15 protein-coding genes are annotated in these 14,637 nt (G+C 42.9%); 5 read left to right on the top strand and 10 right to left on the bottom strand.

Translation table 11 applies throughout. The annotated features are described in order from the left end of the window. The first annotated feature begins 15 nt into the window (after nt 1-15). Nucleotides 16-1,944: a sensor histidine kinase gene (locus IM507_RS18915; RefSeq protein ID WP_287637524.1), complete on the top strand. Its 1,929-nt coding sequence runs from the start codon at nt 16-18 to the stop codon at nt 1,942-1,944. A 41-nt stretch (nt 1,945-1,985) separates the two neighbouring features. On the opposite strand, the gene pheA is transcribed toward IM507_RS18915, so the two are convergent. Next, nucleotides 1,986-2,840, bottom strand: coding sequence for a prephenate dehydratase (pheA, locus tag IM507_RS18910; protein ID WP_287637523.1), 855 nt, complete (start codon nt 2,838-2,840; stop codon nt 1,986-1,988). A gap of 55 nt (nt 2,841-2,895) precedes the next feature. Beyond that, on the bottom strand, nt 2,896-3,303 hold the full coding sequence (locus tag IM507_RS18905; protein WP_199309445.1) for a ribonuclease D: 408 nt from the start codon (nt 3,301-3,303) through the stop codon (nt 2,896-2,898). A gap of 18 nt (nt 3,304-3,321) precedes the next feature. Here IM507_RS18905 and IM507_RS18900 point away from each other — a divergent pair, with 18 nt between their 5' ends. Further along, a complete protein-coding gene (locus tag IM507_RS18900) occupies nt 3,322-3,810 on the top strand; it encodes a universal stress protein (protein ID WP_002738803.1) in 489 nt (162 codons plus the stop codon). Nucleotides 3,811-3,819: 9 nt separating this feature from the next. On the opposite strand, the gene lepB is transcribed toward IM507_RS18900, so the two are convergent. The 3 genes from lepB to IM507_RS18885 all read right to left on the bottom strand — a co-directional run bounded on the left by lepB (nt 3,820) and on the right by IM507_RS18885 (nt 5,986). Continuing rightward, entirely contained in the window at nt 3,820-4,395 is a 576-nt protein-coding gene (lepB, locus tag IM507_RS18895) for a signal peptidase I (RefSeq protein ID WP_287637522.1), read from the bottom strand. Next, nucleotides 4,395-5,228 carry a nucleoside triphosphate pyrophosphohydrolase gene (gene mazG / locus IM507_RS18890; RefSeq protein ID WP_002738913.1) on the bottom strand — a complete coding sequence of 278 codons (834 nt, stop codon included), beginning with the start codon at nt 5,226-5,228 and terminating at the stop codon, nt 4,395-4,397. The genes lepB and mazG overlap by 1 nt, the downstream gene beginning before the upstream one ends. Nucleotides 5,229-5,614: 386 nt before the next feature. After that, a complete protein-coding gene (locus tag IM507_RS18885; RefSeq protein ID WP_002739421.1) occupies nt 5,615-5,986 on the bottom strand; it encodes a hypothetical protein in 372 nt (123 codons plus the stop codon). Nucleotides 5,987-6,121: 135 nt separating this feature from the next. Between IM507_RS18885 and IM507_RS18880 the strand changes: the two genes are divergently transcribed. Beyond that, entirely contained in the window at nt 6,122-6,307 is a 186-nt protein-coding gene (locus IM507_RS18880) for a hypothetical protein (protein ID WP_002738492.1), read from the top strand. Nucleotides 6,308-6,680: 373 nt separating this feature from the next. Here IM507_RS18880 and IM507_RS18875 read toward each other — a convergent pair whose 3' ends face one another. From IM507_RS18875 to IM507_RS18855, 5 genes are all read right to left on the bottom strand, one after another. Beyond that, nucleotides 6,681-7,082: a phosphomannose isomerase type II C-terminal cupin domain gene (locus IM507_RS18875; RefSeq protein WP_002738428.1), complete on the bottom strand. Its 402-nt coding sequence runs from the start codon at nt 7,080-7,082 to the stop codon at nt 6,681-6,683. Nucleotides 7,083-7,176: 94 nt separating this feature from the next. Next, nucleotides 7,177-7,473 (bottom strand): Asp-tRNA(Asn)/Glu-tRNA(Gln) amidotransferase subunit GatC, encoded by a 297-nt coding sequence (gene gatC, locus IM507_RS18870; RefSeq protein WP_002738949.1) that lies wholly within the window; start codon nt 7,471-7,473, stop codon nt 7,177-7,179. 166 nt (nt 7,474-7,639) lie between these two features. Continuing rightward, entirely contained in the window at nt 7,640-8,161 is a 522-nt protein-coding gene (locus tag IM507_RS18865) for a photosystem I assembly protein Ycf3 (protein WP_002738883.1), read from the bottom strand. Nucleotides 8,162-8,530: 369 nt separating this feature from the next. Next, on the bottom strand, nt 8,531-9,733 hold the full coding sequence (locus tag IM507_RS18860; RefSeq protein ID WP_287637521.1) for a hypothetical protein: 1,203 nt from the start codon (nt 9,731-9,733) through the stop codon (nt 8,531-8,533). A gap of 207 nt (nt 9,734-9,940) precedes the next feature. After that, on the bottom strand, nt 9,941-10,882 hold the full coding sequence (locus tag IM507_RS18855; RefSeq protein WP_002778695.1) for a glycosyltransferase family 2 protein: 942 nt from the start codon (nt 10,880-10,882) through the stop codon (nt 9,941-9,943). A 383-nt stretch (nt 10,883-11,265) separates the two neighbouring features. Between IM507_RS18855 and glmM the strand changes: the two genes are divergently transcribed. Further along, nucleotides 11,266-12,705, top strand: coding sequence for a phosphoglucosamine mutase (glmM, locus tag IM507_RS18850; protein ID WP_103112800.1), 1,440 nt, complete (start codon nt 11,266-11,268; stop codon nt 12,703-12,705). Nucleotides 12,706-12,762: 57 nt separating this feature from the next. Next, nucleotides 12,763-14,490 (top strand): hormogonium polysaccharide biosynthesis protein HpsL, encoded by a 1,728-nt coding sequence (hpsL, locus tag IM507_RS18845; protein ID WP_069474497.1) that lies wholly within the window; start codon nt 12,763-12,765, stop codon nt 14,488-14,490. Nucleotides 14,491-14,637 lie beyond the last annotated feature (147 nt).

The raw sequence follows: 14,637 nt of genomic DNA, 5'->3' as shown, positions 1-14,637 counted from the left end.
AACCAATTTCCGCCCATGTCTATCGGTCAATCCTCCTTTCGTCGTATTCTGCTCTCTCGCTTACTCCTGGTTAGTGTTCCTGTACTACTAATGGGGGTTTATGTTACCTATCGTAAGGCGCGATCGGCTTTTTTGGAAACGGCCCGTCAAAATCTCACCGAAAGTGCCATCAGAAAAGCAGACAATATTGAGCAATCAATTCAATTTTTGCGGGCCAATCTGATCACTGCGGGTGAGAGTCTGGTTTTAAAACAGGGAACCTTAGCCGAAAAACAAGCTTTTTTACAACAATTCACGGCACAGCTTCCTAATCAGATTAACTATCTGGAATTAATTGATATTAAGACCAAGAAACCTTTATTAAATCGAGCCTGTGAACCAGAAATCCTCAAAATTTTGCCTCTGGAAAGATGGGCAGAAAAACGGAATAGCTTTGCCAGGAATATCGAGAATATTTTAGTTAAAAGTTTACCTAGAAAATTTCTAATTAAATCTCCCGATAACAATCGTCAATTAGAATTAGTCTTTGCCGTTCCCATCTACGACAATCAAGGACAATTACAATCTGGTCTGATTTTACAAACTTCTCTACTTTATGGTGAGAAGGTTTTACGCGGTTCTTTGTCAGGTTATCCCGTGGTTATTTCTGAAAATGGCATTATTCTCGCTCATCCCTATTTTCATCGCATTGGTAGCCATATCAGTCAAGAAGCTGATGCGGAACGTCTCAATCTGATCATCGATAATGCTGTTAGAGGTCGACGGAGATTTCTCCATTTATTTTCTTTCGAGAAATATGGCAAAGAATTAGTCGCTGGTTACAGTTCCCTCCCCAGTCCAGTTACGGGAGAATCATCCCAAAAATGGGTAGTTTTAGCCATTAGTTCTCTCTCCCAAGCTCTGGCTCCTCTACAACAAATTTGGGAGGCAATTTTTTATCTAATTTCTGGTTTATTATTAGCTTATTTAGTAGCTATTGTACTTATTGCTAGGGATTTAGCTAGACCTTTAGAAAAACTGCGAGATTATGCCTTAAATATTCAGAAAATTCCTTCCCAAAAGATTAGACCACAAAATTTTAATATTAGAGAAATTAATCAGTTAGCCTCGTCCCTAGAGGAAATGCTCGAACGTTTACGTCTTTGGGGAGAGGAAATAGTTAAGAGTTGGCAAGAAGCGGAAAATGCTAATCAATTAAAAAACCAATTTTTGGCGAATACTTCCCACGAATTACGCACCCCTCTCAATGGTATTATTGGCTCAATTCGTTGCGTTATGGATGGATTTTGTAACAGTGAAGAGGAGGAAAAAGAATATTTGCAACAAGCGGATAAGGCAGCCGTACATCTTTTGGAAATTATTGATGATATTCTCAGTATTGCTAAAATAGAAGCAGGCAAACTTTCCGTTAATCCTGAACCAGTAGATTTACACCAAATTATCAATGAAGTTATTAATTTACAAACAGCATCGCTGCAGGGTAAGCACTTAAAATTAAATTCGCTTTTCTGTCCAGAAAATCCGATAGTCTATGCTGATCCCACTAAATTAAAACAGGTAATTTTGAATGTTATTTCTAACTCAATTAAATTTACCGAGACGGGAACTATTTCTCTGATAACTCACTTAGAATATCCACAGGCTATTATCACTATAATCGATACAGGAATCGGTATCGACCCCCAGCAGCAATTAAAATTATTCCGTCCTTTTGTGATGATTGATGGTTCCACAACTAGAAAATTTAGCGGTACGGGTTTAGGATTAGCTATTTCTAAGAATTTTATGAAAATAATGGGGGGAGATATTACTATCTCTAGTCAAGGTCAAGGTTTAGGAACAACTGTAGAAATTATTCTTCCTCTGGTGGGGGAAAGAAAGCTTGATTTTACCCCACCAGAGGAAAACTCATCTTTGCCGATTCTTCCTTCTCTTAAAAGCTAAAATATCTCTATTTAACTACTGTAATTTATGAGGAATTTAGTTTATAATTCCTCTAAACTTTCTACAGGCAAATTAACCACCTGATAAGCACCAAAAACCTTGATCGCATCGGTATAATTTGTTAATTCTTCTAAAGTTTCTGCGATTAAATGCTGTTGATCCAGATTAATTTCTAGATCAATAAAAAATATGTATTCCCCTAAAGATCGTTTAGTTGGTCGCGATTCAATCCGAGATAAATTAAGCTGACGTTTGGCAAAAACTTCTAAAGGTTTGACTAAAGCACCGGGTTGATCTAAAACTTGAAAAGCGAGGGACATTCGCTCTCCTTGAGGATAGGAAGTTAAAGCCATTACCCAAAAACGGGTACAATTATCGGGATAATCATTAATTGGTTGTATTAATATTGGTACATGATAGAGTTTTGCTGCTCGGGGGGAAGCAATCGCGGCCGAATTAGCCTCTCGATCGAGAATTTGAATCGCTTCCGTGGTAGAATTGGTGGGAATAATCGGCACGTTAGGTAAATTATTTTCTAGCCATTTTTGACATTGAGCTAAAGCTTGGGGATGGGAATAAACGGTTTTAATTTCTGTTAGCGATTGTTGAGGAGATAGAAGTGCATGGGAAATCGGTAAAACTAATTCTTGTTGAATCTGTAACCTGGGTAATTGCCATAAAGCATCAAGAGTCATTACCACACTTCCTTCGGTGGAATTTTCCACCGGAACCACTGCTAAATCGGCCTGATTTTGGACAACCGATCGCAGGGCCAGGGCAATGCTAGGATAGGGTATTAATTGATGAGGCTGGGGTGGTAAACTGTTAGCATAGGCTAAAGCGGCTGTTTCTGAATAGGTTCCCACTGGCCCCAGATAAGCGATCTTTACAGTCATTTAGATTATCCCCGCAAGCAATTTTTTCTAGCTATTACAGCCTTTCTCATAAATATCAAGTATAACCTAATTCAGCCAGCGTTTTCAGTTGATAATTGGGTAAAGGAGCAATATAGTAGGGAACCTGTTTAGCTAACTCTAGGGTACAGGTAATTTTTTTAACTTTGCTTTTACCGCCCAAAAATTTACAATCATAAGTAGCATTGTGCAAAACCTTTTCTATCCGGTCAACCAACAGGATTTTAGTGATAAAATAGTCAGTACGATCCAGTCGTTCGAGAACATCCAAAATTGTCACCCGCTCCCCCGTTAAATCCGTGGAATCAGCCAGAATTTGAATCAGAGACAAACGGGGAGTCTTGCTATCGTAATCGGCTACTTCCGTATCTAACCAAAGAATGGGAAAATGGCAAAAGTGATCGATCGCATTCCTAATAGCGTCGGATTCCGTTAAATAAGGCATGGTTGCAGAGGCTGAAAAATGTATCAAAAAATCTTGATAGCAGTAGATTTGTCGGAGATGGGGGAGAGTGTCTTTAAGGAGGCTGTATCCTTAGCCAGTAAGTACGAAGCTAACCTCCTACTACTGCACGTCCTTTCTCCTGAAGAAGATTATAGCCCTTTACCGATTCCGCCCAACTTAGCCGATATTTACCCCGCCCAGGGTAATGATCTGACTCTTGATTTTTGGCGGCAACAATGGGAAGAATTTGAGCAGAAAGGGTTGGCAATGTTGCAAAAAAGAGCTAATCAAGCGGGAGAAATGGGTGTAAAGGGAGAATACCGGCAAATTTATGGTCATGCCGCCAAAACTATCTGTAAAGTGGCGCGAGAGGAAAATATTGATTTAATTGTTATCGGTCGGCGTGGGCGATCGGGTCTAGGAGAGTTATTCTTAGGTAGTGTGAGTAATTATGTTCTCCATCATGCCCCCTGTTCCGTCTTAATTGTTCAACATCCTCAGGACTAAAAATTCCTGTTAGCTATTTCCCCCTAAAATCCCCAAACGATTAAAAGGAAAAAAGCGAAAAACCGCCCTACCAATCACGTTATTTTCCGGTAAAAACCCCCAGATATGGGAGTCATTGCTATTATTGCGATTATCTCCCATGACAAATAAGTTATTTTCTGGCACGAGCAAAGGCATTAAATTATATTGAGGGGATTCGAGAATATAATCTTCTGCCAAGGGTTGATTATTCAGATAAATTTTGCCCTCCTTGACAGCAATCACATCCCCTGGGGTGGCAATCACTCTTTTAATAAAAGCTTGGTTCTTTTGATATCCCTGTAATTGTAATTGTGCCGGCGGTTCAAAGACGACGATATCCCCCCGTCGAGGAGGATGGAAATCGTAGGAAAGTTTTTCCACCACTAAGCGATCGCCCTGTTCTAAAGTGGGTAACATAGAATCAGAGGGGATAAAACGAGGTTCAGCCACAAAAGTGCGAATCAATAGGGCTAAAACTAAAGCTATAGTGATAATTTGCAGATTTTCTCGAATAGAAGCCCAAAAACTCTTGGATTTGTCCTTATTAATTTCTTGCTCTTGCATTATTGCCCAGATGATGGTTGGTTTAACTTAGCTTTCGCTTGCTGCCAGAAAACTGTTAATTCCTCTAGTGTATAGTCATGGAGAGGCTTTTCTGCCACGGATTCCACTAGGGAAAAACGTTGAATAAAACGCAGATTAGTCTCTTGTAAAGCGATACTGGGGTCTAAATCATACCAGCGAGCAAGATTGACAATAGTAAAGAGTAAATCGCCTAATTCTGCCTGTTGATGCTCTTTATCGTCCGATTCTAGGGACTCTTGCCATTCTGCTAACTCTTCGCCAAATTTTTCCCAGACTCCCGCGATATTTTCCCAATCAAAACCGACTCGCGCTGCTTGCCGAGAAATTTTCATCGCCCCGATCAAGGGTGGTAAAGTTTGGGCATAACGGGTTAATTTGCCGCTAATAGTCGGGTCATTTTTTTCCTCAGCTTTGATTTTCTCCCAATTTTGACGCACCTGTTCGGGATTTTCTAGGGATAGCTCCCCAAAAACGTGGGGATGACGACGAATTAATTTATCAGTGATGCCCCTAGCCACTTCTTCTAGGCTAAAATTACCCTCATCACTGGCAATTTGAGCTTGTAAAACCACCTGTAGCAGTAAATCGCCTAATTCCTCGGCAATGGCAGTTTTATCACCACTTTTAATCGCTGCTACCACCTCATAAGCTTCCTCGATAACGTAGGGAATTAGGGTTTCCGGGGTTTGCGCTAAATCCCAAGGACAGCCGCTTTCTGGGTCTCGTAAACGGGCAACAACGCTGATTAAATGGTTTAATGCCGCTAAGATGGCCTTGTAACTGGGATTGTCGGTTTCTGGAAGGCTAGACATCGATTTTTTCCGGTTTTCTCGCCCATTATACCAGTTAGTTATCAGTGATCAGTTATCAGTTATCAGATGTGAGTTTTCAGTTCACTAATCACTGTTTACCGATCACAGCAAAAAAGCTCTCATCTCCCTATCTTCCTAATATTCAGTCACAGCTTTTCTGATAATAGATGAAGTTTAACCTAATTTGATTGAAGACCTACCCCCCAAAACGAAAACTTCGTACCTCACCATTCAGATAACTGCTTTAGCTCAATAACAATGAAAAAACCCGGTTTCACCGGGTTGCACTAGCTTGGAGTGTGTATAATCAACCGATAAGGCAGTTGAAAACTTAAATAAATCTAAATAGAAAAAAGGTAAGCAATTCCGCTGTAAGAGAATCAGATTTAATGAATCATCCCGCAAGTTAGGGGACAAGAAGCATAAACAGCTTGATGAGAGGTTTTTACCTCACCGTGTAACCAGTGCAGCCAGCTAACTTCATGGGGATGAACACCTTTTGCTGCCAACAAAGCGGCACTAATTAGGATAGCCAAAATGTTAATACCAATAATCATTCCTGCCACTAAAAGCACGGAACTAACCGGTAAAACTGACTGTAAGATAATCGCAGACAATGCCCCCACTGTCATCATTAATACTACTAAAGGAAATCCCACTACTAATAAACAGACAGTGAGGACGAAACTCCAGAGAAGAAAGCTTTTTAGCATTGCTAAAGAAACGTGGCCCCAGTTATTTCTTGCGGTTAATTGCATCTTCCTGACCTCTTACAAACTTGGTGGTCTAACTTTTCTGCACGTCGGCTCAAAGTTGATGAAAACCAGTATAGGAAAAACACCGAAGAAAATGAGCTATTCGCAATATAAATTTACAATCATCGCCGATCATCTATGTTATATGTATCGAACTATTACAAAAATCGCCAAGAGGTATCGAAAACTTTACAATCGGTTTCCCTTGATCCCCAATCCAGTTTCCTACTGAAATCCTTGATCCCCGTCGATAATCCTTTCTTGTCTCCCTGTCCTCAGATTTTTCCGCGTCTCTTTGTAACAAATCTTTACAAGTACCTCTAGAATTCTCAGAAAATAGGTGGACGACAGTAACCAGTAATCAGTCACCAGCAATCAGTAAACTGAAAACTCGCACTTGTCACAGAATTGACATCCGGCTGTTATAGTCCTGACAAATGAGAGTTATATGCTAAAGTTAATCCAGCAAAGGAATAAATTATTTCCCCTAGCCCAGCTTTCCTCAAGCTTCCCACACAGGGTCTAGGGGAAGTTTATTTTTCTGCCCATGAGGAAAACCGCTACCTGGCCCGAAAAGAAAATTTTTCTAGAAATTGACAAGCCTTGACAGCAGGGAAGACAGTCAGACAGACTAAACTAAAAAGGTTTTTGGAGCGAAAATATAGTTTCTTGCCTTTCTGTCCCCCTAAAAGCAGTCTTAGCTCTGGTGACGAGCATAATCATCCTGAAAACGCACTATATCATCCTCTCCTAAATATTCCCCATTCTGCACTTCAATTAATACCAATTTGATTACCCCGGGGTTTTCCAGACGGTGAGCGGTACACTGCGGCACATAGGTGGACTGATTAGCACCGAGAATTTCCTCGTTATCTCCACAGGTGACTTTTGCCGTCCCCGAAACGACAATCCAATGTTCACTGCGATGGTAGTGCATCTGTAAACTGAGACGATGACCCGGATTCACTTCAATCCGCTTGATTTTATAACCGGGACCCTCTTCTAGGGTGGTGAAGGAACCCCAGGGCCTAAATTCTGTTGCCGCCGATTCTACGCTCGAAATAAGCTGAAATGGTGCCACATCTTGGGCTGCGATCATTATATTATGTCTCCATTGCTAGGTCTGATCTTAGTCCAAGATAGCAGCAAAAATCCTAGATGGCATCTAAATCAGTGATCAACTGCTCACTGATTCACTCTTCGTCGCTGTTGAGAATACGGGGAACCCGGAAATAATCTCCTTCCGGGACCGGCGATTCCTGCACTAAGACCTCGTGATCGCGATAAAGTCTATTACTATCAGCGCGAGTAATATTTTGAATTTCGATCGCTCGCGTGGTGGGTGGCACATTTTCAGTGTCTAATTCGCTTAACTGCTCGAAATAATCCAGTATCCCGCTTAATTGCCCCGCAAATTGTTCTTCTTCAGCGTTGGTAATCTCTAAACGGGCTAAATGGGCGATTTTTTCAACTGTAGCTCGATCGATCATGGGAGAAATGGGGTGTAGGGTGTAGGGTGTAGGGTGTGGGGTGTGGGGTGTGGGGTGTGGGGTGTGGGGTGTAGGGTGTGGGGTGTGGGGTGTGGGGAGAATAAATAAAAATAATCTCCCGTCTCCCGTCTCCCGTCTCCTAACGACCGACGAGCGACTCCTCAATTTAAAAGAAAACATCAATTTCCGAGCGCCCGGTAATTTTCAGCCAGTTTTGGGCTTCAATGTAGTTATTGGGGGCTAATCGGATGGCTTGTTTCCAGTATTCTGCCGCTTTGTCGTAGAGTGCTTCTGCTTCGGCCTGTTGTCCGTCTTCTCTGGCTTTTTCCCCTTGAAAATGGTAAATAACAGCGATATTATTCAAGGCGGAGGGCATTCTGGGATTAAGTTGGATAGCTTCTTCGTAGTATTCTAAGGCCTTTTGATGCTCGCCGTTACTAGCGTGGATAATGCCGATATTGTAGAGGATATAACTGCGATCATTAGGATCCTCTTCTAATGTTAAAGCTTCATAGTAATTATCGAGGGCTTCGGCGTATTCACCGTCAGCTTGAGCAGACATCCCATCGCGATAATAAACAAAGGCTTCCTTGGCTTTTTTATCGGCGGGGAGTATCTTTAAAATGATATCCGCCATGACGGTAAAAGATTTATCAATAAAATTATCGTTACGTTGAGTGCGTGGCATAGTTAGGACGAGTAGGCGATCAAAATGACTATTTCCTTTATAGCACTCGCGAGAAACCCCAGGGCTGTTTTTCCAATTTTTCTGGCCACAGGTTCCATTGAAGGGATCTTGGCTGCCCCAACGGCGAACATTGGTTTTCCAGTCAAAAAATTCCCCTTGGCAAGGGGTAATTATGGCCCTTACTAAGTTTTTATCCCTTGTGTCCCGATTGAGAAAATGTCAAATCTGCTAGGGACGGGCTACAGTTCCTTGAATTTCGCTGCCACCCTTATTGCTCCAACGACCATTGACGTAACTTTACCTAATATCTAGATTTCTCCCTGTTGGTTGCTTTAAGTGAGTAGATTAGTTTCATAGCGGGCAATCCACCTACTGATGAGATTCTGGCATCGTGGTTTTGGTATTATCTCCATCGGAGAATAAATCATCGCTAAATAGATCATCAAGGGGAAATTCTTCCTCAGAAGGCAGGGATTCTAGATCGCCCACTCCTTCATCATCCCACATACTGAAGAAATCTAGTTCCTCTTGGTAACTCGGAACAGAAGCAACATTTTGGCGGTTAGATTCAACTTTAGGGGTTTCTTCAGCAAAAGGATCGAATAATTCTGGGCTATTGCTGTCAGTAATATCGGCAAATAAGTCATCTAGAGAATTTGGGGCAGCGGCGAATTTTTCTGAGTCGGTGGCTAATAAATCAGAGAAACCCGTGTTACTGCCAACGGTTTCTTGACTGTAGCTCTGATCGTAATTACCCGATAATTCTTCTAGGCTAACGATCATTCTAGTTTCTTCCTCTTCGTCAAACATCTCCATCTCAGGAGTGAATTCCGCTGCCAAATCTAGATTTTCTTCAGTGATAAAACCATCAAAAGTATTGATTTCACTGACGAATTCTGGTTCAGAAACTGTGGCTTCTAGCAGCGTTTCGGGAGCAAATTCTGGCTCCAATCCTAGGGTTTCTTCGGTGATAAAACCATCAAAAGGATTGATTTCTTCCCCAGGTTGGATTGTTTGGGTGTCGTTTTGTAGTTCTAACAGTTGGCTTTGATAACTCTGTTCTAGTTGTTGAATTTGCCACTGATAGCCCTTTTCTAATTCTAGAATCTGCGCCTGTTGACTTTGACGCAGGGCCTCCATTTCTGCTTGCTTGCCGTCGATAATCTCGCGAATTTGACTTTGATAGCTTTGGCGCAATTCCTCGATTTTAGTCTCGTATTCCTGTTCAAGTTCCTGAATTTGGGTTTTATAGGCAACTTCCGTGGCTTGAACTGGATTTGCGCCGGCTGCCTCTTGTAAACGTCCTTGGCTGTCTTCTAACTCTTTTTGTAATTTAGCCACTTCTTCTCTATAGGCGGCTTCGATATTGCCCATCCGTTCTTGGGAGAGTTCGAGTCGTTTTAACTCTCCTTTGGTATCTTCTAACTCCGCTTCGGTTTTACCTAAATCCGCCCGAATTTTACCCTGTTTTTGCCGTGCCTCCCTGATTTTTCCCTCTTGCAGGGCATATAAAGCCCCACCCCCGATCGCACCTCCACCGACAAAACCGATTAAAATATCGACGATACTCATTATGGGATTCCTCCTCTAGGAAAATTTACTTGTAATCCGCCGCTCTCTATGCCGATTGCTTTTGATTGTGGCAGCAATTATCAAAAAAAGAAAGAAAATATTAAGTTTTTTCTCGGCAAATATGGTGAGGTACAAAGTCTCTGGTTTTAGGGAGTCGGTTGTCGATGCTAAATCCTGTCACACCGCATCGGTGTTTGGCAAGACATTTCACTGAGGCTGCATTTCCCGATAAGCTTGATAAACGCCGCGCACGTTGTACCAATTGAGAAAAATGCGGGCAATTTCTAGGGCTAATTGCGGTTTACCTCGATCGATTAACCATTGTAACAGCGGGGAGAGGCTGCGTTCATTCAGGGTTCCGCCTAGGGAAAGTAAACCCCACAAAAGTCGGTGAATCCAAGTCATTTGAATCATCATCCGCACTTCCCAGGTGGGATGTTTTTTATAAAAAAGCACTCCCATTCGTCCCCGTTGAATTTCCTTATCGATGAGATTGGGAATTTGAGCGAGATTAAAGGGGGGATGCCAATGATAACCGACGGCTTCAGGACATTTAATTAATTTTAGTCCCAATTGCTTCAATCTCACCCCTAATTCCAAGTCTTCCCAACCGTAGAGTTGAAACTGAGTATCAAATAACCCCGCTGCTAATAACCATTTTTTGGCGATCGCCACGTTGCCCGTGGCAAAATAGGCGGCGGAGAAATCGGTGATTTTATAGGGTTCACTGCTGGGATGCTCGAAGTTACAGGTATTAATGACGCTGCCGTAGGTAAATAAGCGATCGCTACCGAGACTTGCTGCCCCGGCGGTTAAAGCGTCGGCGTGGGCTTGCAAAAAATTTTCTGTCACCACCAGATCGCTATCGATAAAAATAATCGTATCACCACGAGCTTTTTCTACCCCCAGATTCCTAGCGATCGCCGGTCCGCCGTGATCCTGTTGCCACAGTTGCAGGTGGGGTAAATTAGCCTTTTGAGTTTCTAGCCAAGCGATCGTCCCATCGGTAGAGCCATCATCGACAAGGACTATTTCGTAGTTTTCCACCTTATTATCGGTTAAACGCTGATTTTCTAGGGCGAGTAAACATTTTTTTAAGATTGCTTGGCGATTGTAGGTAGGGATGACAACACTGATCAGCACGGGCATTCGGGGGTCAAGATTATCGTTTTAGCTTACCAAATAACCTCGGTTTCTTGATTAGACCTCCCGCAAAAATCAACAATCTTTAATTCAGGAGACAGGATTCAGGAGACAGGATTCAGGAGACAGGAGACAGGATTCAGGAGATTATTTTTATTTATTCTCCCCATTTCCCTACACCCTACACCCCACACCCCACACCCTACACCCTACACCCCACACCCTACACCCCACACCCCACACCCCACACCCTACACCCTACACCCTACACCCCACACTCTATGTAAGGAACTCCGGGAGGAGGATTAGGGTCAACTGGGAACATTGATTTTAAAAAATCGGCGATCATGTTATTCTCTGAGTGTGTTGTGTGAGGAAAGGAATCGGCCATGGTAGCGTCTCTATCGTATCAAAATGGGCAAAAAGCTCGATCGCATCCCCTGTTATCCTTAGGGGGTTTGATCGAATTACCGTCATCACCCCTGTTCGGCACGGACGGAATTCGCGGTCAAGTGGGAGAATTATTAACTGCCCCCCTAGCGCTACAAATCGGATTTTGGGCGGGACAGGTCTTAAAAAATCAAGCTGGTGTCACCAAACCGGTAATTATTGGTCAAGATTCGCGTAATTCCAGTGATATGTTAGCCAATGCTATCACTGCGGGTTTAACTTGGGCGGGAATAGAAGTCTGGCAACTGGGATTATGTCCCACTCCCTGCGTAGCCTATTTAACCAGAGAAAGCGAAGCGATGGGGGGGATCATGATTTCTGCCAGTCATAATCCTCCTGAAGATAACGGCATTAAATTTTTTGACGGCAGCGGTTTAAAATTGTCTGGCAGTTTAGCGGCACAGATAGAAGCGGGTTTAAGGGGCAATTTAGAATTAGCAGATAAACCAGAAAATTGGGGAAAAGCGACTTTTTGTCCCGAATTAATCCAAAAATATTATCAAGCTGTGATTGATTCCGTCGGGACGGATATTAACCTATCGGGATTAAAAATAGTTTTGGATCTAGCTTGGGGGGCAGCCGTTAACCTAGCACCTTTAGTATTCCAAGCCTTGGGGGCGGAAGTTATCTGCCTACACGAGCGAGCCGATGGCGATCGCATTAACGTTAATTGTGGTTCTACCCATTTAGAAAGCTTACAGGCTGCGGTGATTAATCAGCAAGCGGATTTAGGGTTTGCCTTCGATGGCGATGCCGATCGGGTAATGGCCGTGGATAGTCAGGGTAGAGTAGTAGATGGCGATTATATCCTCTATTTTTGGGGTCGTTCCCTCTTAGAAGCCGGACAGCTACCCGATGGGTTATTAGTAGCCACGGTGATGGCTAATTTAGGTTTTGAACGCGCTTGGCAAAAACTGGGGGGTCAATTCTTGCGGACTGCCGTGGGTGATCAGCACGTTCAGGCGCAAATGTGGGAAACTGGGGCCATGCTAGGGGGTGAACAATCCGGCCATATTCTCTGCCATCATTACGGAGTTTCTGGGGATGGAATGCAAACCGCCCTACATTTAGCGGTTTTAGTGCAGAAATCGAGGGTTTCCTTGGCTAATTTAGTCGATCATAGCTTTGTCACCTATCCGCAGATTTTACGCAATGTGCGGGTGGAAGATAGAGAAGTGCGACGTAATTGGCAGCAATGTGAACCTTTGCGGCGAGAAATCCGCCAAGCTGAGACAGCCATGGCAGAAAAAGGCCGAATTTTGGTGCGAGCTTCCGGGACAGAACCGTTAATTCGGGTAATGGTGGAAGCAGAAACCCTCGAATTAGCCAGTTTTTGGACAGAAAGGCTAGTGGAAGCGGTGCGAAGCTATCTTTTGTAGTCGATCGAGGGGAACAGGGATTATAATGCCCTTAGCCTAGCCTAGCAAGGGATAATTATGACTGGACTAAGTATCGATCGCCAGAAAAAAAAGCATAAACAAGGGGAAACAAAAGCCGATAGTCGCCCGCCTAACATCAAGGAGAAACTTGCCCTGAAAAAAGAAGAAAGGCAAAGGAAACAAAAGTTAACAGGGTTGATTGTTTTTGCCATTTGTGTAGCAATTTTGATCGGATTACCCCTCAGCTTGTTGTTTGATCCCAAGATAGGAGCTGTAGTAAGTTTAGCCTTAATTTTAGGAGTTTTCTCCTTTAGCTATCCTCGTACGGCTCTTTGGACATTTATTATCTATGTCCCCTTCACTGGCACTATCGTCTATTGGTTGGGGGGTAGTCCAATCCTCCAGCTAAGTAAAGATATCTTTTATCTACCCGCTTTAATCGCCTTAGTTTTAGAATGTCGAAAAAAGCGATTACCGATTATTGTCCCGAAACAATTGGGTACAACCCTATTATTAATCTTTGTTTTCTGTGTAGTCTGTCTATTAGCCGTCAATTTACAGAGACAATTTCTGCCTACTTGCGATTCCGTGGCTGGGATGAGTATCTTTAGGGATGGCCGTTTGGTCGGACTTCCCTGTCGGGAAAGTGAGACTTTTCTGCAAGGAGTATTAGGGTTTAAAGTTTTGCTAGGTTATGTCCCCTTGATCTTCTGCACTTATTACTTAATCAAAGACAAACCGACCCTCTTATTTTTTAGTCGTCTTTTAGTGACTTTAGCGATTATTTGTTGTGTCCTAGGACTAATGCAATACTGGATGCTGAAAACCGGTCGTTGTGCAGGAACTAGAGGCTACCTGGGTGACTCACTATTCAAAGCCACCTTAGAGGCAAGGTGTTTGGTCGGTGGAGGATTAGTCTATAGTCCAGAAGTAAATATGATCCGCCTACCCGGTACTTTTGTTTCTCCCTGGCACTGGGCTTGGTTTTTGGTCTCTAGTGCCGTGATTTGTTATGCCAGTGCCTTTAGTGAAATTTCTCAAAAATGGCGACTAGCAGCCCTAGTGGGTTTAACCCTAGTTCTTATTAATGCAGTGGTCTCCGGGCAAAGATTAGCTTTCTTTGCTGTACCGATGATTGTTGGTCTGATGACGATTCTTACGGGACAAATCGCTAACTTAAAACGATTTTTGCCGATCATTTTTTCCGTCGCTTTACTCCTAGCTGTCGGTTTTTCTTTCCTTAACCCCGATTTTGTCCAACAACGCTACGATAGCGCCATCGCCCGTTGGCAAAACAGTCCCCCCACCGCTTTTATTCAAGAACAGTTGGATTTTGCTATCCGTAATCAGGGCGGTATTTTAGGTCGTGGACTCGGTGTGGCCACATCTTCTGCTAGGTTTTTCGGTGATATTTCTTTCGTGGAAACCTTTCACAGTAAAGTTTTATTCGAGTTGGGATACATTGGTTTTGCCTTGTACATGATATTCATAACCCATCTAGTTTATCTGGCCTTCCGCACCTATCTTTCTCTCAAAGATTCCACTCTGCGGGGTTTTGCCGGTAGTTATTGGGTTTTGCTGCCCTTTGTTGCCTATCTTCCCTATTGGTATGCCCTCGATACGGATCCTGTGGGCGTTTATTACTGGATATTTGCGGGCGTAATTTTTAAATTACCCGTGATCGAAAAACAGGAAAAAGAAGCCAAAATTTTGGCGGGGGAAACTGAAACAAAATCCTCCAAAAAGGGCTTAAAATTTAAACGCAAAGGTGTTTCTTTAGCTTAAAATTACTGGTTCTTCCGAACTTACACTGTAGAAAATTCCTCAAGCTCCCTCTCTGCACAGCAAGGCTCTAAAGTTGATAAATATCAATCTAACAAAAACTCAAAGCCTTAGTGTACAAACTTTACAAGCATGAGTTATTGATAGTTT

The organism is Microcystis sp. M20BS1 (genome assembly GCF_020245305.1).
Taxonomy (GTDB): Bacteria; Cyanobacteriota; Cyanobacteriia; order Cyanobacteriales; family Microcystaceae; genus Microcystis; species Microcystis ichthyoblabe_A.
This window is presented reverse-complemented; position numbering and strand designations above follow the sequence as displayed.

Bases quoted from the DNA above. Each gene is read 5' to 3' on its own strand.
- IM507_RS18885 (WP_002739421.1), bottom strand. From the start codon at position 5,986: ATGCAATTAACCGCAAGAAATAACTGGGGCCACGTTTCTTTAGCAATG.
- IM507_RS18900 (WP_002738803.1), top strand. From the start codon at position 3,322: ATGTATCAAAAAATCTTGATAGCAGTAGATTTGTCGGAGATGGGGGAG.
- lepB (WP_287637522.1), bottom strand. From the start codon at position 4,395: ATGCAAGAGCAAGAAATTAATAAGGACAAATCCAAGAGTTTTTGGGCT.
- IM507_RS18880 (WP_002738492.1), top strand. From the start codon at position 6,122: ATGTTATATGTATCGAACTATTACAAAAATCGCCAAGAGGTATCGAAA.
- IM507_RS18905 (WP_199309445.1), bottom strand. From the start codon at position 3,303: ATGCCTTATTTAACGGAATCCGACGCTATTAGGAATGCGATCGATCAC.
- glmM (WP_103112800.1), top strand. From the start codon at position 11,266: ATGGTAGCGTCTCTATCGTATCAAAATGGGCAAAAAGCTCGATCGCAT.
- IM507_RS18915 (WP_287637524.1), top strand. From the start codon at position 16: ATGTCTATCGGTCAATCCTCCTTTCGTCGTATTCTGCTCTCTCGCTTA.
- mazG (WP_002738913.1), bottom strand. From the start codon at position 5,228: ATGTCTAGCCTTCCAGAAACCGACAATCCCAGTTACAAGGCCATCTTA.
- pheA (WP_287637523.1), bottom strand. From the start codon at position 2,840: ATGACTGTAAAGATCGCTTATCTGGGGCCAGTGGGAACCTATTCAGAA.
- IM507_RS18875 (WP_002738428.1), bottom strand. From the start codon at position 7,082: ATGATCGCAGCCCAAGATGTGGCACCATTTCAGCTTATTTCGAGCGTA.
- IM507_RS18865 (WP_002738883.1), bottom strand. From the start codon at position 8,161: ATGCCACGCACTCAACGTAACGATAATTTTATTGATAAATCTTTTACC.
- hpsL (WP_069474497.1), top strand. From the start codon at position 12,763: ATGACTGGACTAAGTATCGATCGCCAGAAAAAAAAGCATAAACAAGGG.
- IM507_RS18855 (WP_002778695.1), bottom strand. From the start codon at position 10,882: ATGCCCGTGCTGATCAGTGTTGTCATCCCTACCTACAATCGCCAAGCA.
- IM507_RS18860 (WP_287637521.1), bottom strand. From the start codon at position 9,733: ATGAGTATCGTCGATATTTTAATCGGTTTTGTCGGTGGAGGTGCGATC.
- gatC (WP_002738949.1), bottom strand. From the start codon at position 7,473: ATGATCGATCGAGCTACAGTTGAAAAAATCGCCCATTTAGCCCGTTTA.